General features: G+C 52.7%; 17 protein-coding genes and 1 tRNA gene. 11 read left to right on the forward strand and 7 right to left on the reverse strand.

Annotated features, from left to right (window positions below; all coding sequences use genetic code 11):
* Positions 1–39 precede the first annotated feature (39 nt).
* Positions 40–126: transfer RNA gene (locus NBE99_RS00300), tRNA-Ser, on the forward strand.
* Positions 127–193: 67 nt separating this feature from the next.
* Here NBE99_RS00300 and NBE99_RS00305 read toward each other — a convergent pair.
* The 3 genes from NBE99_RS00305 to NBE99_RS00315 all read right to left on the reverse strand — a co-directional run bounded on the left by NBE99_RS00305 (position 194) and on the right by NBE99_RS00315 (position 1,978).
* Positions 194–631 (reverse strand): peroxiredoxin, encoded by a 438-nt coding sequence (locus NBE99_RS00305; RefSeq protein ID WP_250682545.1) that lies wholly within the window; start codon positions 629–631, stop codon positions 194–196.
* Positions 632–703: 72 nt separating this feature from the next.
* Entirely contained in the window at positions 704–1,729 is a 1,026-nt protein-coding gene (locus NBE99_RS00310) for an ABC transporter permease (protein WP_250682546.1), read from the reverse strand.
* A gap of 21 nt (positions 1,730–1,750) precedes the next feature.
* The gene (locus tag NBE99_RS00315; protein ID WP_250682547.1) at positions 1,751–1,978 is read right to left on the reverse strand and encodes a hypothetical protein; all 228 of its coding nucleotides are present in this window, start codon (positions 1,976–1,978) and stop codon (positions 1,751–1,753) included.
* Positions 1,979–2,113: 135 nt separating this feature from the next.
* On the opposite strand from NBE99_RS00315, the gene NBE99_RS00320 reads away from it, so the two are divergent.
* Positions 2,114–2,926, forward strand: a complete 813-nt coding sequence (locus NBE99_RS00320) for a lipopolysaccharide assembly protein LapB (RefSeq protein WP_250682548.1) — start codon at positions 2,114–2,116, stop codon at positions 2,924–2,926.
* 9 nt (positions 2,927–2,935) lie between these two features.
* On the opposite strand, the gene NBE99_RS00325 is transcribed toward NBE99_RS00320, so the two are convergent.
* On the reverse strand, positions 2,936–3,928 hold the full coding sequence (locus NBE99_RS00325; protein ID WP_250682549.1) for a glycosyltransferase family 2 protein: 993 nt from the start codon (positions 3,926–3,928) through the stop codon (positions 2,936–2,938).
* A 101-nt stretch (positions 3,929–4,029) separates the two neighbouring features.
* On the reverse strand, positions 4,030–4,569 hold the full coding sequence (locus tag NBE99_RS00330; protein ID WP_250682550.1) for a peroxiredoxin: 540 nt from the start codon (positions 4,567–4,569) through the stop codon (positions 4,030–4,032).
* 102 nt (positions 4,570–4,671) lie between these two features.
* Here NBE99_RS00330 and NBE99_RS00335 point away from each other — a divergent pair, with 102 nt between their 5' ends.
* From NBE99_RS00335 to NBE99_RS00370, 8 genes are all read left to right on the forward strand, one after another.
* Positions 4,672–7,515, forward strand: a complete 2,844-nt coding sequence (locus tag NBE99_RS00335; RefSeq protein ID WP_250682551.1) for a UPF0182 family protein — start codon at positions 4,672–4,674, stop codon at positions 7,513–7,515.
* 61 nt (positions 7,516–7,576) lie between these two features.
* Positions 7,577–8,776, forward strand: a complete 1,200-nt coding sequence (hemW, locus tag NBE99_RS00340; protein ID WP_250682552.1) for a radical SAM family heme chaperone HemW — start codon at positions 7,577–7,579, stop codon at positions 8,774–8,776.
* A 37-nt stretch (positions 8,777–8,813) separates the two neighbouring features.
* Positions 8,814–10,742, forward strand: coding sequence for a molecular chaperone HtpG (gene htpG, locus NBE99_RS00345; protein ID WP_250682553.1), 1,929 nt, complete (start codon positions 8,814–8,816; stop codon positions 10,740–10,742).
* A gap of 25 nt (positions 10,743–10,767) precedes the next feature.
* Complete coding sequence (locus NBE99_RS00350; protein ID WP_250682554.1) at positions 10,768–12,234, forward strand: site-2 protease family protein; 1,467 nt, start codon at positions 10,768–10,770, stop codon at positions 12,232–12,234.
* A complete protein-coding gene (larB, locus tag NBE99_RS00355; protein ID WP_250682555.1) occupies positions 12,235–12,996 on the forward strand; it encodes a nickel pincer cofactor biosynthesis protein LarB in 762 nt (253 codons plus the stop codon). It begins immediately after the preceding gene.
* 42 nt (positions 12,997–13,038) lie between these two features.
* Entirely contained in the window at positions 13,039–13,335 is a 297-nt protein-coding gene (rpsT, locus tag NBE99_RS00360; RefSeq protein ID WP_250682556.1) for a 30S ribosomal protein S20, read from the forward strand.
* A gap of 5 nt (positions 13,336–13,340) precedes the next feature.
* On the forward strand, positions 13,341–14,138 hold the full coding sequence (locus NBE99_RS00365) for a TatD family hydrolase (protein WP_250682557.1): 798 nt from the start codon (positions 13,341–13,343) through the stop codon (positions 14,136–14,138).
* A 264-nt stretch (positions 14,139–14,402) separates the two neighbouring features.
* Positions 14,403–16,841: a phosphoketolase gene (locus NBE99_RS00370; RefSeq protein WP_250682558.1), complete on the forward strand. Its 2,439-nt coding sequence runs from the start codon at positions 14,403–14,405 to the stop codon at positions 16,839–16,841.
* A gap of 37 nt (positions 16,842–16,878) precedes the next feature.
* On the opposite strand, the gene hisF is transcribed toward NBE99_RS00370, so the two are convergent.
* Together hisF and NBE99_RS00380 are read right to left on the reverse strand one after the other, a co-directional pair.
* A complete protein-coding gene (gene hisF, locus NBE99_RS00375; protein WP_250682559.1) occupies positions 16,879–17,673 on the reverse strand; it encodes an imidazole glycerol phosphate synthase subunit HisF in 795 nt (264 codons plus the stop codon).
* Positions 17,674–17,688: 15 nt separating this feature from the next.
* Complete coding sequence (locus NBE99_RS00380; RefSeq protein WP_250682560.1) at positions 17,689–18,348, reverse strand: hypothetical protein; 660 nt, start codon at positions 18,346–18,348, stop codon at positions 17,689–17,691.
* A 123-nt stretch (positions 18,349–18,471) separates the two neighbouring features.
* Between NBE99_RS00380 and mrdA the strand changes: the two genes are divergently transcribed.
* Positions 18,472–20,250: a penicillin-binding protein 2 gene (mrdA, locus tag NBE99_RS00385; RefSeq protein WP_250682561.1), complete on the forward strand. Its 1,779-nt coding sequence runs from the start codon at positions 18,472–18,474 to the stop codon at positions 20,248–20,250.
* Positions 20,251–20,276: the final 26 nt, after the last annotated feature.

The raw sequence follows: 20,276 nt of genomic DNA on the forward strand, positions 1-20,276 counted from the left end.
TTGTCGAAAGCGATCGCTAACGTAAAATATAGAATACTGGGAGAGATGGCAGAGTGGTCGAATGCGCTCGACTTGAAATCGAGTGTGGCAGTGATGTCACCGAGGGTTCGAATCCCTCTCTCTCCGTCTAGTTAGCAAAAAGGCAGCTAGAACTCCTCCAGCCGCCTCACTTAACCCTGACTTTGGGAACGACCTAAAGACCCAGATCCGCCAAAATGTCGCTGGCGTGGGTGTCGGTTTTCACGTTGGTATAAACATGGGAAATGATGCCATTGCCGTCAATCACATAGGTGACTCGCTTGGCATAGCCGCCCCCATCCACGTCATAGGCTTTGATGATGGATTTATCGACATCTGCCAGCAGTGGGAAGGGGAGGTTGAATTTCTCAGTGAACTTTTGGTGTGAGGTTTCGTCATCGGTGCTGACGCCCAAAACGACAATGTCTTTGCCCTGATAAGCCGCATAGTTGTCGCGGAAGCTACAGGCCTCTTTGGTGCAGCCGGGGGTGTCATCCTTGGGGTAGAAGTATAGCACCACGGTTTTGCCTGCGAAGTCGCTGAGGGATACGGTGTTGCCATGGGTGTCTTTGGCAGTAAAGGCCGGTGCGGGTGTACCAACGGCTAGAGCCATGACGGATAACCTCCTAACGTTAAGATTTGTTACGTTGTTTCGTTCTTTATTCTATCGGCAGGTGCCAAAAAGTTAGTAGTGAATGCGAGGGTCAATCCAAGCATTCAGCAGATCAATGAGAATACTGGCGGCGACCACAATCACAGCAAAGAAAACCACAATCCCCTGTACGGTGGGATAGTCCCGCAGAGTAATGGCTTCGTAGAGTCGTTGACCTAGCCCCGGCCAAGAAAACGTCACCTCGGTCAAAACTGCTCCCCCCAAAAGACTGGCAAGGGTCAGACCCAAAACCGTGATCACGGGAATCAGGGCATTCTTGAGGGCATGGTGAATGAGAATCCGATGTTCAGGGATGCCACGGGCACGGGCAGCCTCGACATAATCTGCCACTAAGGTTTGCTTGAGATTTACTCGCACAATCCGCTCAAAGATGCCACTGAGGACGATCGCCAGCGTGAGGGCAGGCAGGAGCAAGTAGGTAGCAGCCGTTAGGAATTGATGGAGATTGCCGTTGAGAAGGGCATCAACAATGTACAAGCCCGTAGGACCTTGGGGGGGTGTTTCGGTGATGGGGTAGCGGGTGCCCAAGGGAAGCCAGCGTAGATTCACGGCAAAAAGCAGTTGTAGTAGCATCCCTAACCAAAAGAGCGGCAAGGCATAGGTGATGATGCCAAAGAGACGCCCACCCATATCCCAAGCGGTTCCAGACTTAACCGCAGCCAGACTGCCAATGAGCACTCCTAAGGCAAAGGCGATCGCCAGACTGGCGAGGCCTAATTCTGCTGTGGCCGGAAAATGCTTGGCAATAATCCCAGTTACTGCTTCCCCCTGACTGGTTAAAGAAGTCCCCAAGTCCAAGCGTAGGAGTTGTCCAAGATAGTTCAAGTATTGCTGCCACAGGGGTTGAGCTAAACCCAATTGCTCTCGCAAGGCCTCCTTGACGGCAGTCGGTGCACGCGGTCCCAAAATGGCATCCACAGGATCACCGGGGGTAGCTCGCAGCAGCAAAAAGACGACGGTGACAATCGTCCACAGCATTAGCGGAGCCAGTAAAAGACGCAGAAGCAAGTAGCCCTGCAACGCACGCAGACGAGACATGATCAAAGCATCTGGAAATACCTATTCTTGGGGCGGGTTAGCCGCTCGCTGGCGATCGCGCTCAATTGAGGCCAAGAGCCGTTTGGGATAGCTATCCGCTGCAATTTGCAAAATTTGATCTAGAGGCGTCTCATTCATAAATTTGCTGGCGGCAGCAATGTACTCGCGGTTGGGACAGCGATCGCCCAAGACACAGCCATTGACACAGGCCTCCGCACAATTGATGGTTTCCGGCGTTAGTTCGCTCATGACACCTCTCCAAGAAATTGCTCAAATTTTAACAAGGGGAAGGCCGCCGACATGAAAATTGGCAACAATTCCTCTGATTCCCTAGGCTAAAATCATACTGGCACAGGCAACGTTGGGCATGCAGTAGGAGGCGAAATGCGCAAGAAATGGATCACCCTGTTAGTGTTGGTGTTGGGCATGATTCCTTTCATTGCCATTTCTGTGATGCCCCTGCTCACCAGTGCCTTTACGGCACCACAAACCACCCCTAGTCCTGTGGCCAGCCCCCCTGCGGGTGACAAAGTTGCCGAACTGCAAGCTCAAGAAAAGGGCTACCAACTGGTGCTAGAGCGTGAACCTAACAATGCCACGGCATTGGAAGGCTTAGTGCTGGCTCGACTGCAATTGATTCAACTGGGCAAAGGGGAAATTGCCAGTGTCATTGACCCCCTGCGACGCTTGGCTGCTCAGCGACCCGAACAAACAGATTATGCGATCTTGCTGGCACAAGCGCAACAACAAACGGGCGATCGCGAGGGGGCTGCCCAAACCTTTCAGGGGGTTCTTGCCAAATCCCCCGGTAACCTCAATGCTCTGCGGGGTCTGGTGGATCTCTACCTCAAGGAAAATCGTCCCCAAGCGGCCATTGGTCTGATTGAAGAGACCCTTCAAGGGGCGGAGCAAGCCAACAAACTCCAGCCGGGGAGTGTGGATATTACGGCGGTGCAGCTTCTCCTTGGCGATGTCTATATGGCGCAAAAACGCTACGATGAGGCCCTGACCCTCTTCCAAAATCTGGGCAAAGAAAACCCCAACGATTTTCGCCCGGTTCTTGCCCAAGCAATGGCGCTAACGGAACAGGGGAAAAAGACAGAAGCTGCTCCCCTGTATGCCAAGGCAGTGGAACTTGCACCTGCCAAGTATAAAGATGCGATTCAGCAAGCTGCTCAGAAGATTCAGCAACCTTAACTTACCCTCCTAAAGGAGCTTAGTAGTCACACTTTTTCTTAAGGTCATGCCAACCGTAAAACCAATGATGAGCACTAGGGCTTGAGTAGCAAGTACCGGATAAAAAATCCAGCTTAACCAAAAGAACGGGTATTTTTCTTTCATTTTTAGACTCAACGTAAAAACGGTCTTGAAAGAAACAGCAGCTTCATCACCAATGTTTTTCATCAGGTCAAACAAAAAACCGTTAAACATTCTCAAAACACACTTTCTGCATAGATAGACAGCTAACCATTTGCTAAAGCCCAAATCTCTAGCGTAATTAAAAATGCGATCCCAAATCTGTAGGTTTTCAAGAAGTTCATATACATCCAACTGCTTTGAAGCATTAGCACCGTGAATACGCCATATGGCTACAGTTTTTTTTAGGTACCTAACCCTGCCATGTTGAGCTAGGCGATAGAGAGATTCCCAATCAGAACTAGGGCTATCAAAAGAGTAAAAGTTGATTAAGGTCGCTTCTTTTCTTTGATAAAGAGTTGCTGCATGTTTGAAAAAGTAACGGCTGTCTGGCAGCTTTTTAAGTAGCTCCTGCCCTAAAATCTCACTTTCTGCTGGTAAACGATAACTGACTGTCTCTCCGTTGGGCAACAATTTGAAGATATTTGCCGCAATAATAACAACCCGTTCATCAATCAGGTCTATAGCGTCACTTACAAAGTGATCATCAATTAAATAGTCATCGCCATCAAGGCAGAGAACCCATTCCCCAGAGGCATAGTTGTAGAGTAAATTCTGATAATTTCTCACCCGACCTAAGTTTTGCTGATTACGAATGTAAATTAATCGAGGATCAGTGATTTGACGAATTAAAAAGGGAGTTTTGTCGGAAGAGTTATCATCACCGACAATGACCTCTAAATTTGGATAAGTTTGACGTAAGGCTGAATGAACTGCCTCAAGAATAAATTGTTCTTGATTATAGGTGGGAATCAAGATGGAAACTTTAGGTAAGTTGCTCATTCGCACCCTTGAGTATTAGGAAGGGAATCAGCAGTCATATCGGGAAATGACGAAAGTCTCATGATGAATGACGATAAGCTTCTCCTTGTTTCGTGACTTCTCTATATTTGCTCCTGCAGTTTTTTTAGGTGCTCTAAGACCTCTTGACTATGAATTGCGGGATTCACTTTGACAAACCGCTCTCGTAATATCCCCTCAGGATCGATGATAAAGCTGTGGCGCAGTGAGACAAACCCCAACCAAGAACCATAGGCCTTGCTGACGCGGCCATCAGGGTCAGACAGTAATGGAAAGGTCAGGCCTTCACTGTCACAGAAATCCTCATGGGAATCCACAGAGTCGGCACTGACGCCAATCACTTCAGCATTGTGGGCATGGAACTGCTCAATATCCCGCTGAAAGCGTTGGGCTTCGAGGGTACAGCCAGAGGTAAAATCCTTGGGGTAAAAATACAGCACCACCCACTTGCCGCGATAGTCTTTCAGAGAAATAGGCTGACCATCAATACTGCTAGGGAGGGAAAAATCGGGTGCGGGAGCATTCAAGGGCGGCAGCTCCCCTCCAAGTGCCAAACTCGGAGCAGTAGAGCTGAAAAGCAAAATGAAACTCAAAAGGCCAACAAGTAGGGAGCGTAAGAACATGGTTGAATCGCTAAACTGGCGTTAGGACAACATCTAGCAGCACTGTACCGTAGTTTTAGCGCTTTTTCGAGGTTGATGCCGTCACTGCCTCTTGTACACTTTATGCCCTGTTGGCTGCGCTGGCTCTGTGCCCTAGTGCTGGCGATCGCCCTTGGGGTGGGGTTGTGTCGCCTAATTGCCGAAAGCCTCTGGTTTGAACAACTGGGGTATCTAGAGGTCGTATGGCAGCGCTGGAGTGTCCAAGCCCTCCTGTTTATTGTGATTACGGGTTTATCGGGGCTATTTTATAGCTGGCAACAACACTGGCTGCGGCGTCAACGCATAGTAACCTTCGATCCCACCCTGACAGCACAGAGTACTTACCGCGGACTGGGGCTATGGCGACTCTTGCTGTGTGCTAGCGGTCTCATTTGGCTACTCATCGTGGCGACTTATCACATTGGGGCGATCGCCCTGCAACTGTGGTATCAGCGCTCAGAAATTACGTTTAACAGCCCTCTGCTACCGCAATTGAGTGTTTGGCGGGTGGCGGACCTATCGCTGCAAGTGGTACAGAATCCTTGGCTACTGGTGCCGAGTTTAGCGGCCTTGGTAGTGGGGCTGTGGTTGCCCCTGCACCTCTTTCAGGGAATAGGCATTCTTTTAAGCCTCGCCATGGGGGCGATCGCTAGCCTCAGTTGGTCAGTGGTTCTCAAGGGACTGTTTGCCGCCAGTGATCCCCACACAGAGCCGCTCTTTCACCATTCGATTAGCTTTTACCTGTTTCAAATCCCGCTGTGGGAACTGCTGCGCCTCTGGTTGGTCAACCTCAGTGTTGTGGGTTTAGCGGGCACAGCTCTCGGTTACCTGCTCGCCAATGAAAGTCTCAGTCATGGCAAGTTCCTTGGCTTCGGGCGATCGCAACGGCGACATTTACAGGGCTTGAGTGCCTTTGTTTTTGCCACAGTGGCTTTGAGTTTTTGGCTAGAACGCTACAAACTCCTCTACTCCACAAATGGCGCTGCTTTTGGGGCAGGTTATACCGACATCACGGTGCGCTTACCCCTCTATGGTTGGCTCTCAGCCTCCGCTTTAGGAGTGGCTTGTTTGCTTGCTTGGTCAGCCATTCGACGGGGTGGAGAACGACAGCGACGGCTCGGCCCCATCGCCCCCGGACTGTTTGGCTTTACATTGGGCTATTTGATCTTGATTGTTGTGGCAGACTGGCTCTTGCCCACAGCGGTTGAAGCAGCCATTGTTCAGCCTAATCAACTAGAACGGGAACTCCCCTACATTCAACGCACCATTACCCACACCCGCGAAGGCTTTGATCTCGAAAAAATGCGGGTGGAACCTTTCCAACCCGAAAATAACCTCAATGCCGAGATCATTGCCGCCAACGCCGCCACCACGCGCAATATCCGCCTTTGGGATACGCGCCCCCTTTTGGAAACGAACCGCCAACTGCAACAACTGCGCTCCTACTATCGGTTCCCAGCGGCCTTTTTGGATCGCTACTATCTGAAACTGGATTCTGAGCAAGACCAATCAGAAATTCGCCAAGTCCTCATTGCCGCCCGTGAAGTGGACTACGGTGCTGTTCAGCGATTTGCCCGCAGTTGGATTAACGAGCACTTGGTCTTTACCCACGGTTATGGCTTCACGATGAGTCCTGTCAATACCGCCGAAGCCAATGGTTTGCCCAAATACTTTGTTCGCGATATTGGCGACACGGGTGAGCTACTGGTCAATCCCCCGCAAATTCGTGAGAGCATTCCTTTTTTCTATCCACGGATTTACTACGGTGAACTCACCAATACCTATATCTTTGCCCCCTCCGATGTTCCCGAACTCGATTTTCCTCGTGGAGCTGAAAATGTCTATAACCACTATGACGGCACCGGGGGGGTTCCCATTGCCAGTTGGTGGCGCCGCTTGGTCTATAGTGTCTATTTTGGTGACTGGCAACTGCTTTTGACTCCCAATTTGCGACCAGACTCACGGGTTCTCTTTCGGCGGTTGATTCAAGACCGGGTGCGGGCGATCGCCCCTTTTTTACGTTTCGACAGTGAACCCTATCTTGTCGTCGCCGATCCACGCTCTGAACACGACATTGCAACTAGTCCGAGCACTGCGGGGGTCAGCTATCTCTACTGGATTATTGATGCTTATACGGTCAGTCGCTACTATCCCTATAGCGATCCGGGCGAGCACTCATTTAACTACATTCGCAACTCTGTCAAAGTCGTTGTGGATGCCTATAACGGCAACGTCACATTTTATGTGGTGGAACCCGACGATGTCATGATTCGCACATGGCAGCGGGTTTTTCCAACGCTCTTTCATCCCCTGAGTGCCATGCCCCACCGCCTCTACCGCCACATTCGCTATCCCATTGACCTGATGCAGGTGCAGTCGGAGCAGCTCCTGAAATACCACATGACAGATCCCGTGGTCTTTTACAACCGCGAAGACCTCTGGCAAATTCCCAAGGAGATTTACCGCGAAAAATCCCAAGCCGTTGCTCCCTACTACTTGATTACCAAACTACCCATTGGCTACACTGAGGAGTTTATTCTCTTGGTGCCCTTCACGCCCGTGAATCGTCCGAATCTGATTGGTTGGCTGGCGGCTCGCTCCGATGGTCAAAACTACGGTAAGCTCCTCCTCTACGTTTTTCCCAAGCAAGAACTGGTGTTTGGCCCCGAACAAATGGAGGCGCGGATCAATCAAGATCCAGTGATTTCACAACAAATCTCTCTCTGGAATCGCCAAGGATCCAGATCGGTTCAGGGCAATCTCCTCATTATCCCCATTGAGCGATCGCTCCTCTATGTCGAACCCATTTACCTTGAAGCCGATCAAAACCAGCTGCCTACGTTAGCGCGAGTCATTGTCATGGACAATCAGCGAATCGTCATGGCGCCCACCCTAGAGGAAGCCCTGCAACAACTCTTTCCCAAATAGGTAAAGTCCTGAAATCCTTCATGACTACAAAAGTGAACGATACAAAGCAGCTAGGAAAACAATGACTACAGCCGCATACATTCATCTGCCCTTTTGTCGGCGCCGCTGCTTCTACTGTGACTTTCCGATTACGGTAGTGGGAGATTCTCCGACGCTCGCAGAATCACTCATCCAAGAGTATGTGGCTGCGCTGCGTCAAGAAATTGCCCACACCCCTGCTGAGCCGCTACCGCTTCAAACGATCTTTTTTGGGGGGGGAACACCGTCTCTAGTACCGCCTCAATACATTGGCCAACTGCTGGAAGCCCTCGATCGCCAGATCGGTATTATCCTAGGGGCAGAAATTTCCATGGAAATGGATCCGGGCACCTTTGACTTAGAACAATTGCAGGGCTATCTCAGGGTGGGGGTGAATCGTGTCAGTTTGGGTGTCCAGGCCTTTGATAATGAGCTATTGCGCGTGTGTGGCCGCAGTCACGATGTGGCCGATGTTGAGCGGGCAGTTGAGATGATTCATAGGGCGGGGGTAGAAAATTGGAGTATAGATTTGATTTCAGGATTGCCACAACAATCCTTAGCGGATTGGCAGTTCTCCCTAGAGCAAGCGATCGCCCTCAACCCAAAGCATCTCTCTATCTATGACCTCATCATTGAGCCAAAAACCGTCTTCAGCAAACGCTATCAACCGGAAGCTGCCCCCCTACCGACCCAAGAGCAGGCCGCCACTGCCTATTGTCTTGGCCACGAGATGTTAAGCGCAGCGGGCTACGACCACTACGAAATTTCCAACTATGCCCGACCGGGGTTTCGCTGTCGCCACAATCAAGTCTACTGGCACAATCAACCCTACTATGGCTTTGGCATGGGCGCCACCAGTTATCTCAGGCATCGTCGCCTCAGCCGTCCGCGTACCCGCCGTGAATACTATCAATGGCTGCAAAGCTTACCAGAGAGCCTCAATCAAGTCAGTCCAGATTCCCTGTGGGATCGCTGGTTGGAAACCCTGATGCTGGGCTTGCGCCTCAGAGATGGCCTCTCTTTAGTTGCTTTAGCGGATGAATTTCCAACGTCGTGGGTTGAGGCTTTGCAAAGGGTAGCCGCAAAAATGTCTCCAGAGACGCTTTCTTTGGCGGGCGATCGCCTGCACTTGACCCAGCCAGCAGGATTTCTGATGGCCAATACCGTCATTGTCACCCTCTGGGAGGAAATGGAGAGATCGGTTTTCCACCAACAGCAAGGGCAGTCGCTACCGATACACTAGAGGGTGTCTGACCAAGAATACACTCACGGGAAGCATCATGTTGGAACAGGGAACCATTTCAATCCACACTGAGAACATTTTTCCAATTATTAAAAAGTGGCTCTACTCCGATCATGAGATTTTCCTGCGGGAACTGGTCTCCAATGCCGTGGATGCCATCCAAAAGCTGCGGATGGTGGCTCGCTCTGGGGAATATAGCGGCGATGTGGATCACCCCGAAGTCACGATCACAATTGACAAGGAGAATAAAAAGCTGGCGATCGCCGACAATGGCATTGGCATGACCGCTGAGGAAGTGAAAAAGTATATTACCCAAGTGGCCTTCTCCAGTGCCGAGGAATTTGTTCAAAAATACAAAGGCGAAGGGGAAGACGCAATCATTGGTCACTTTGGCCTTGGTTTTTACTCCGCCTTCATGGTCTCAGAACGGGTGGAAATTGATACCCTCTCCTACCGCGAAGGTGCCGTCTCGGTGCATTGGATCTGTGATGGTTCGACCGAATTTACCCTCTCCGATGGCCAGCGCACTACTGTGGGTACAACCGTGACCCTCACGCTCCAAGACAGTGAATTGGAGTATCTAGAGCCGGGGCGCATCCGTGAACTCATCCGCAAGTACTGTGACTTCTTGCCTGTGCCCATCAAGCTCGAAGGCGAGCAAATCAATAAGCAAATTGCCCCTTGGAAGAGTTCCCCCAATAGCCTCAGCAAAGAGGACTACCTAGAGTTTTATCGCTATCTCTATCCCTTCCAAGAAGACCCTCTGCTCTGGGTTCACCTCAATACCGACTATCCCTTTGTGGTCAATGGCATTCTCTACTTTCCCAAGCTGCGCCCCGATATTGACGTCACCAAGGGGCAAATTAAGCTCTACTGCAATCAGGTTTTTGTCAGCGATAACTGCGAAGAGATCATTCCTCGCTTCTTGTTGCCTTTGCGAGGGGTCATTGACAGTAGCGACATTCCCCTGAATGTGTCCCGCAGTTTCCTGCAAAATGATCGCACGGTGCGCAAAATTGCCGACTACATTGCCAAAAAGGTGGGCGATCGCCTGAAGGAGCTGTACCGCGAAGACCCGGCGGCCTATGTGCGCTCTTGGCAAGACTTGGGCACCTTTGTCAAATTCGGCTCGATCAATGACGAAAAGTTCAAAAAGCAGGTGGAGGACATTCTCATCTACCGCACCACCGCTGAACTGACCTCTAAAGAAAGTGAGGATGTCTGGGCCAGTGAGGGGGGCATTCACGTCGATGGCAAAACCTACACAACCCTGAAGGAGTACTTAGAGCGCAACAAAGAGCGCCAAGGCAATCGCGTCTATTACTGCACCGATGAGGTGAACCAAGCCACGTACGTGCAGCTTCTCAAGAGCCAAGGGATTGAAGTCCTCTTTATGGACAGTTTCATTGATACCCACTTTGTGCCGTGGCTGGAGCAGAACTACCGCGATGTCAAGTTCCTGCGGGTGGATGCTGAACTCGATGAAACCCTGATTGACAAGAGCAAAGAGAGCGAAATCATTGACCCAGCCACCAACAAAACCCGCAGTGAGCAGATCAAGGCTCTCTTTGAATCCGTGCTGAAAAAGCCGAAACTGACGATTCGCCCTGAAGCCCTCAAAGCCGATGCACCACCGGCAATAATCCTGTTGCCCGAAACCAGTCGGCGGATGCAGGAAATGATGGCGATGATGCAGCAGCAACCCAATGTCCAGTTGCCTGAGGAGCATACCCTTGTTGTCAATACCGCTCATCCCTTGGTGCAAAATCTCCTCAGCCTCAACCAAGGAACGATTATTCAAACCAGCGGCCCCTCGGAAACGGGTGCATTGGTGGAGAAGCTGTGTCAGTATATCTACGATTTGGCCTTGATGTCACAGCGGGCCTTTGATGCCAATGGTATGCAGCAATTTACGGAGCGTGCCAGTCAAGTGCTCACCCAACTGACAACTATGGCCACGCGCTAACGTTTGCAGACGTGGGAGGTAACGCATGATTATTACGGTAGGCTTATTGGCGGGAGCGATCGCCCTACTGGCTTGGGGACTGTACCGCAACCTGCCCTACGGCAAGCTGGGGATTGTGGCTTGGCTGCAAACCTTGGTTCTCATGCTCCCTTGGCTAGTGGTTTTTGGCAGCCTCAGCTTTGGGATTGTGATCAACTTTGCTGCCGTGCTCTTTGGGCTGGTGGTCTCGATCGTGGCCTATGTTGCCCTTGGCCGTTGGTTGCGATCGCTAGCGGCCACCGCAGAACTTCCCTTGCCCTCTGCCCCCTCTGGCCGTTCTGAACTGGAGCAAGCCACCACCGAACAGACTTCTCCCGCGCCGCCTGCCGAAAAACCCAGCCTCCCTGCTGAAGATTTGCAAGCCATTCAAAGCATCTTTAGCGTTGATACCTACTTTGCCACCGACTACATTCCCTACAAAGGGGGTGTGATCTGCCCAGGGAATCTGCGGGGAGAGGCCAAAGTAGTGCATCAGCAACTCACCGAGCGCCTACAGGCCGCCTTGCCCAGTCGCTATCGCCTCTTTATGGTACCCAATAGTGACGGCAAGCCCATGGTTGTGATTTTGCCCATGACGACCGAACCGATTCGCTCTGGCAATCTCCAGAAGCTAGCAGCGGTTTTCTTGGCGGTGGCCACCCTCGGAACCTGTTTGGAGACCAGTGCCATTTTGCAGGGGTTTAGTTTACTAGGGAATCCCACCACTGGCCTCTTTCAGCGATCCCTCCCTTTTGCCCTTGGACTCTTTGGAATTGCTGCTGTGCGGGAACTTGGCCACTGGTTCATGGCGAAACGCTATCAGGCACGCTTGGGGCCGCCCATCTTTTTGCCAGCGTGGCAGTTGGGTACCTTTGGGGCAATGACTCGGCTAGAGTCCTTCTTGAGAAACCGCAGTCAACTCTTTGACATTGGTGCCGCGGGGGCGATCGCCGCCGGTAGTGTTTCGCTGCTGCTGTTGGCCATTGGCCTTGTCCTCTCGCCCACGAGTCAAGGGTTAGAGGTGCCGACCCTCTTTTTCCAAGGATCAATTTTGGTGGGGACGATTGCCAAGCTCTTTTTGGGGTCACAACTGCAAAGCGAGGTAGTGATGGTACATCCCCTCGTCATTCTGGGCTGGCTGGGGTTGATCATGACTGCCTTGAATTTGATGCCGGCAGGGCAACTGGATGGCGGGCGGATTATTCAAGCCATTTACGGTACGAAAACCGCCAAACGACTCACAATTATTACGCTTGTGGTGTTGGGCTTGGTGGCGATCGTCAACCCCTTGGCCTTGTATTGGGCGTTGGTGATCCTGCTGTTGCAGCGAGATGTGGATCAGCCCAGTCTCGATGAGATCACCGAACCTGATGATACCCGTGCGGGTCTTGGTCTGCTGCTGTTGTTCTTGATGGCAGCCACCCTGATCCCGATGGCGCCGGGGCTGGCGGGTCGCTTGGGAATTGGAGGCTAAATGCCCGATTCACTGCGGCAAATTTTAACGGCGATCGCCCAAGGGCAACTGAGCGTAGAAACCGCCTATCGCCAACTGCAACACCTTTCCTACGAGCCTATCGGTGATTTTGCGCGCATTGATCACCAGCGGCAGCAGCGCACCGGCTTTCCAGAGGTGATTTGGGGACCCGGCAAAACCCCGCAGCAGATTGCCGAGATTTTGGAGCGGATGCGTCCCCACTATCCCTGTGTGATGGCGACGCGGATTTCTCCAGAGGTGTTTGAGGCCGTGCGATCGCGCGTCGGGGGACTGCACTATTTTGAAAAAGCACGGATTTGCAGTACAGCCCCCATTTTGCCCCCTCAGTTTCCCCTTCAGGTGGGCTTGGTCTGTGCGGGTACAGCGGATCTGCCCGTGGCTGAAGAGGCAGCAGTGACGTTGCAGCTCTCAGGATTTGGCGTTGAGCGGTTTTGGGATGTGGGGGTGGCGGGGATTCATCGGCTGTTGAGTGTCCGCGATCGCCTGGAGGAGATGGCCGTGCTGATCGTGGTTGCGGGGATGGAGGGGGCACTCCCCAGTGTGGTGGCGGGGCTGGTCTCAGTGCCCGTGATTGCGGTGCCCACCAGTATTGGTTATGGCGCGAACTTTGGCGGTTTGGCGGCGCTGCTGACAATGCTCAACTCCTGTGCTCCCGGCATTGGTGTCGTCAATATTGACAATGGCTTTGGGGCGGCAATGCTGGCAGCCAAGATCTTGCGATCGCTCCGTCAACGGTTATAATGATTATTTGTTCTTAACGTGTGATTGATCATCAGGTGACCTGTGGCTAACATCAAATCTGCCGCTAAACGTGCCCAAATTGCTGAGCGCAACCGTCTTCGCAACAAAGCCTATCGCTCGGCAGTGCGGACGCTAATTAAAAACTACTTGAATGCCATTAGTCAGTACAGCGCCGACCCCACGCCGGAAAACTTGGCGGAAGTCCAGCGGCGACTCAACTTGGCCTTTAGCAAAATTGACAAAGCCGTTAAGCGTGGCGTTCTCCATCGCAACACTGGCGCTCGGCGTAAAGCACGGCTAACCCGAATCCTGAATAAGACCTTGCAACCCGCTGCCTAATCCCCATGTTGGTGGATACCCACGTCCATCTCAACTTTCCAGAGTACGCACCCGATCTGGAATCAGTAGCTGAGCGCTGGCGATCAGCGGGAGTGGTGCGGCTCGTTCATTCCTGTGTCGAACCCGGTGAATTTCCCACCATCCAGAGCCTTGCAGCGCGGTTTCCAGAGCTGTTTATGGCAGTGGGTCTCCATCCCTTGGATACCGAACAATGGCAGCCCGATCTCAAGGAGAAAATTGCCAGCCTTGCCGCCAGCGATCCCAAGGTGGTTGCCATTGGCGAAACGGGTTTAGATTTTTACAAAGCCACCAACCGCGAGCAACAGGAAGCAGCCTTTTGGGCACAGTTAGAGGTCGCCCACACACTGAATTTGCCGGTCATCGTTCACTGTCGGGAGGCTGCTGCTGCCGCACGGGATTTGCTTCAACAGTTTATTCGCGATCGCGGGCAAGTACAAGGGGTGATGCACTGCTGGGGCGGTACCCCCGAAGAGACAGAATGGTTCCTTGACTTGGGTTTCTACATTAGCTTTAGCGGCACCGTCACGTTTAAGAACGCCAAACAAATTCACGCCTCAGCACAAATAGTTCCCAGCGATCGCCTGCTGGTTGAGACGGATTGCCCCTTCCTTGCTCCTGTACCCAAGCGGGGTGAAAAACGTAATGAACCCAGCTATGTGCGCTTTGTGGCCGAAGCCGTCGCCCGTCTGCGACAGTGTGACCTCTTGGACTTAGAACGGCAAACGACCCTCAATGCCTGTCACCTCTTTCGTCTGCCCCTGCCCGCAGAACTAGCGCCCTAACTTTTAAGGATTGTCACAGCCGAACTGGCAAATTCAACGCATTCATATTAAAAAATCTAGCGCATTTGCTGGCCATCCCTTTTGAGCACCTTAGGATGGGGCTATAAGTTAAAGACGGCGGTTTAGGATGTGTCTTCATCACACATGCTTTGGGTAACCTCTGGACGCTTTTGAACGCCTTTGAATGCCGTTGAACCTTGATCGATGGATCGAGGTGGATTTTCTGTTTTCTAAATACTCATGCCGACTTGACGAGGATCCTGTATGGTAAGCTCTCCTCCCCGTCCCACCCAACTCACCGATGATATTCATGCCTTTGGGCCAGCTCGCGCCACGATTCAGGGACAGCCCCTGAGTGCCAGTGAAGTTGAGGCCATGGATGCCTTCTTCCGCGCCTGTAACTATCTGGCAGTGGGCATGATCTATTTACTGGATAATCCCCTGCTCAAAGAACCCCTGAAGCCCGAACACATTAAAAAGCGCCTCCTTGGTCACTGGGGATCGAGTCCGGGTCTGGCCTTTTGCTATCTGCACCTGAACCGGATTATTAAAAAATATCAACAGGAAGTGATTTTTTTGGCGGGGCCTGGCCATGGGGCGCCGGGTGTATTGGCTCCCGTCTATTTGGAGGGCAGTTACACCGAGATCTATCCCAATATCAGTGAAGATGCCCAAGGGCTAAAAAAATTCTTTAAGCAATTTTCCTTCCCTGGGGGTATTGGTAGCCATTGCACCCCCGAAACCCCCGGATCGATCCATGAAGGGGGAGAACTGGGTTATGTCCTCTCCCATGCCTGTGGCGCTGCCTTTGATAACCCTGATTTGATTGTGGCCGCGGTTGTGGGTGATGGCGAAGCCGAAACGGGACCTTTGGCCACCTCATGGCACATCAATAAGTTCTTGAACCCAGCGCGGGATGGGGCAGTCTTGCCCATTTTGAACTTGAATGGCTACAAGATTAACAACCCAACGATTTTGGCACGCATTCCCCACCAAGATTTGGAAAGCTACTTCCGCGGTCTAGGGTACGAACCCTGCTTTGTTGAAGGCTCCGATCGCCCCTCGATGCACCAAGCAATGGCGGCCACCCTCGATTATTGCGTCACTAAAATTAAGGAGATTCAGCGAGCCGCCCGTGAGGAGGGCGTGACGACTTTACCCCGTTGGCCGATGATTATTCTGCGCACGCCCAAGGGGTGGACAGGCCCTGCCGAAGTCAATGGTCACAAGGTAGAAGGTTCTTGGCGAGCACACCAAGTTCCCTTAGCTGATGTTCACACCAACCCCAACAATCTAAAGCTGCTGGAAAACTGGCTGCGTAGCTACCGCCCCGAAGAACTCTTTGATGACAATGGCACCTTCCGCCCCGAACTCAAGGCTTTAGCGCCGACGGGCAACTACCGTATGGGCATGAATCCCCACGCCAACGGGGGTCTGTTGCGCAAAGACCTGAAAATGCCAGACTTTCGTGAATATGGCATTACATTTGACAAACCCGGCCAAATTGAGGTGGAAAACACCCGTCACCTCGGCGTCTTTCTGCGGGATGTGATGCGCAATAACATGACGAATTTCCGCATCTTTGGTCCCGATGAAAATACCTCGAACAAACTCAATGCTGTTTACGAGGCCAGTAAGAAGTTTTGGATTGCCGAGTACTTTGAAGAGGATGCCGATGGCGGTGAATTGTCCCCCAATGGTCGCGTCATTGAAATGCTCAGCGAGCACACCATGGAGGGGATGCTGGAAGGCTACCTGCTGACGGGGCGCCATGGGTTCTTCTCCACCTATGAGTCCTTCGTCCATGTGATTGACTCGATGTTTAACCAACACGCCAAGTGGTTGAGCATTTGCAATGAGCTGTCGTGGCGGGCGGATGTGGCCTCGTTGAACCTACTGATTACGTCCACGGTGTGGCGGCAGGATCACAATGGCTTCACCCACCAAGATCCGGGATTTTTGGATATTGTCTGCAACAAGAGTGCCAAGGTTACGCGCATTTACTTACCTCCTGATGTGAATTCACTGCTGTCGGTGGCAGATCACTGCCTGCGGAGCAAAAATTATGTGAATGTGATTGTTTCCGACAAGCAGTTGCACTTGCAGTACCTGAGGATGGATCAGGCGATTATCCACTGCACCAAGGGAGTCGGCATTTGGGATTGGGCCAGCAATGATCAAGGCCAAGAACCCGATCTGGTGATGGCAAGTGCCGGGGATATTCCCACCCAAGAGGCATTGGCAGCGGTTGCCTTGCTGCGGCAGGAGTTCCCAGAGCTGAAGATTCGCTACATTAACGTGGTGGATCTGTTTAAGCTGCAACCGGAAACCGAACACCCCCACGGCCTCAGCGATCGCGACTTTGATAGTCTCTTTACCCTCGATCGCCCGATTATCTTTAACTTCCATGGCTACCCTTGGTTGATCCACCGTCTCACCTACCGCCGCCACAATCACCGTAATTTGCACGTGCGCGGCTACAAGGAAAAGGGCAATATCAATACGCCCCTTGAGTTGGCCATTAATAATGAGATTGATCGCTTTAGTCTGGCGATCGATGCCATTGATCGTCTGCCGGCTCTTCAAGTAGCGGGTGCCCATGCCAAGGAGAAATTCCGCAACATGCAAATTGAAGCCCGCAACTATGCCTACGAGTACGGTGTGGACAAGCCGGAGTTTAGCCACTGGACGTGGCCGTTCTAGCTAATTGTCTAAGTTGAGGCTCTGCCCCTCTCTTCGCTTATCGGCAAGGGAGGGGTTCTTCTTGGCGCACGGGCACTTGATGCTGATGCAAATAGTCCTTAATTTGGGCGATCGTCAGTTGGCCATAGTGCAAGAGTGAAGCAAGGAGTGCCGCTTCGGCTTTCCCTTCCACAAGAGCAGCGCGAATATGCTCACAGGTGCCCGCCCCCCCGGAGGCAATGACGGGAATTTCGACTCGTTCGGCGATCGCCCGCGTCAGCGCTAAATCATAGCCCGCTTGGGTGCCATCGGCATCCATACTCGTCACCAATAGTTCCCCTGCCCCGCGCTTAGCAACTTCCACAGCCCACTCCACGGCATCTAACCCTGTGGCTTCGCGGCCACCACGGACATAGACTTGCCAACGGGGTTGGTCAGGATCACAATGGGGTTCGCGACGCGCATCAATGGCAACAACAATACACTGGGCACCAAAGCGATCGCTCGCCTGATTCACCAGATCTGGTTGCCGCACTGCTGCCGAGTTCAGGCTGACTTTGTCTGCTCCTGCCCGCAGGAGGTCTTTGATCATCGTCAGAGACTGAATGCCGCCCCCCACCGTCAGGGGAATAAACACTTGATCCGCTGTGCGATAGACGACATCAATAATGATGTTGCGCTCTTCATGGGTGGCCGTAATATCCAAAAACACTAGCTCATCGGCACCCGCTGCATTGTAGGCTTGAGCCAGTTCTACGGGATCTCCAGCATCTCGCAGGTTGACAAAGTTCACGCCCTTGACGACGCGACCTGCCTTCACATCTAAACAGGGCAAAATTCGTTTTGCCAGCATTATGCCTCCTTGGGGCTACTGCACAGTAACACGGCGACCACCGCCACTGACAAAGATAATGGCACGCCCCTCCGCCATCGGTTCCCAACCCACATCAAAGCCACTGCGCCAAGCAATGGCACGGGCTGCGCGAAAACAATCAAAGCTATCGGGACGCACAAAGAAGACGAGGGAATGCCGGCTGGGGGAGAGGCGATCAAGGGTACGGCGAAAGTTGGACGAAGGTTTTTCCAGCGTGCTAAAGGATTCACCACCGCTGCGATCGCGGGGTTCAAAGAGGGTCTGTAAAATGGGTTGCCCTTGGCTGCGCCCTAGACTCAGACGCACATCGTAATAGCGGGTACGGTGGCGAAAGGATTCCAGTTGTTGCTGAATTTGGCGGGAATCCGCAAAGGGGTTTTCACTGAGCCGTCTGAGATGGCGATCAATCGCCTCACTGGCTTGATCCTCCTCAAGGGGCAGGGCGCGATTTTCACGACACTCAAAGAAATACACCTGCTTGCGGGTTTCGCGGGCAATGGGTGTACGTACCAGAGCAGGGGACACTGCCGCCGTCAAGCTAGCAAAGAGGCAGACAAAGATCATCACCCCCACCGTATTGGTGAGGACATCGAGGAACGAGTCCAGATTTTGACTGGGGGCTTGGACTTGGGGACGGGAGCGCGATCGCCTCATGAACCCGCAATATACTGCAATACTCAAGACTTCTTCTAGGTTATCGGAATTCTTGAACGCCTGTCTCAACGCATCTGATACAGTGGCAATTGATATAGATTTAGTCCTCAACTCCTCCCACCTATGGCAATGCTGAAAACGCCCCCTTCTCGTCCCCTGACCTACCAAGCCTACGATCGCGGGGTTGGCAAACAGGGTCGGGTCTTGGTGCTGCTCTCACTCATGACATTGTTTTTGCTGGGGGGCATTGGGAGTCGCTTGGCCTACCTGCAAATTGTTGAAGGCGATCGCAACCGCCAAATGGCTGATGAAAACCGCATTCGCCTCATTCCCAAGCCCCCAGAGCGAGGAAAAATTCTGGATCGCAAAGGGCGGATTCTGGCGGGAAATAAATTTTCCTACTCGGTATTTCTCTGGCCCCTTGCAGCCAAAAAGCCCGAATGGCCGCGAACCGTGAAAATTCTCTCGCGGGTGCTCAATATCCCTGCCAGTGAGATCGAAGCGCGGGTGAAGCAAGCGGGTGTCAATTCTCCCTCTCTGATTCGCATTGCCCAAGGGATTAGCCAAGCCCAAATTGTTGCCCTTGAAGAACACCGCAATTTCCTGACGGGGGTGGAAATTGACCGCGAAGCCATCCGCTTTTATCCCCACGGCGAAACTGCTGCCCACATCATTGGCTACATCGGTGAACTGAATGAGGAAGAACTAGCGGCTCGTCGAGATCAGGGTTACCGTCTTGGCGATGTCATGGGCAAAATGGGCGTGGAGGCCAGCTATGAACAGGTGCTGCGGGGAACTTGGGGCGGTCAGCAGGTGGAGGTGGATGGCCAAGGCAAAGTGATCCGCATTCTGGGGCAAAAGGTGGCGCGACCCGGCAATGACATTACGCTTTCAGTGGATTTAGACTTGCAAAAAGCGGCGGAAGCAGCCCTAGGGAGTCGACCGGGGGCGATCGTGGCCATGGATCCCCGTGATGGCGCAATTCTGGCTCTGGCCAGTTACCCCGCCTTTGATCCCAACTGGTTTGCCCGCCGCATGACCCAAGCTCAGTGGGAGGAACTGCAACGGCGGCAGTTTCCCTTTGTTAACCGTGCCCTTCAGGGCTTTCCTCCCGCCAGTACGTTCAAAATCGTGACAACGGTGGCCGGCTTGGAGTCGGGGAAGTTCAGCCCCGATACCGTACTAATGACATATCCTGCCCTCTACACAGGGGGCTTTGCCTTCCACGATTGGAACCGGGCGGGCTTTGGCCCTCTGGGCTTTGCCGGTGCCATGGCGTGGAGTAGTAACACCTTTTTTGGCCAAGTGGCACGACGCATTGGACCTGAAACCCTCATTCATTGGGCCCATCGCTTTGGTATGGGGTCGAAAACGGGTATTGACTTACCCGGCGAAGCCCCCGGATTTGTGCCAACGCCTCAGTGGAAGCAGGAAACCTTTGGCGAGGGGTGGTATGATGGCGACTCTTTGATTACGTCGATTGGCCAAGGAGCCTTGCAGGTGAGTCCGCTTCAAGCCGCGGTCATGTTTGCAGTACCTGCGAATGGGGGTTACAAAGTGCGTCCGCACCTCATTGCTTCCGACAATCCCCATCGCTGGCGGCAATCCCTGAACCTAAAGCCCTCTACCATTCAAGTCTTGCGTCAAGGCCTACGCCAAGTGGTGACGAGCGGCACAGGGGCTGCCCTGAATGTTCCTGAGGTGGCGATCGCTGGCAAAAGTGGTACGGGGGAAGATCCACCTCGCCCTCACCATACTTGGTTTGGCGCCTATGCCCCTGCAGATAAACCGGAAATTGTTGTTGTTGCCTTTGCTGAAAACTCTGGCGGCGGTGGCGCTTCCGTCGCGGGGCCAATGGTGGTCAAGGTCATTCAAACCTACATGAAGATTCGCGATCGCTAGCCCCTTGCCCGCTAGAAGATTGTCAT

Source organism: Thermosynechococcus sp. HN-54 (assembly GCF_023650955.1).
Taxonomy (GTDB): domain Bacteria; phylum Cyanobacteriota; class Cyanobacteriia; order Thermosynechococcales; family Thermosynechococcaceae; genus Thermosynechococcus.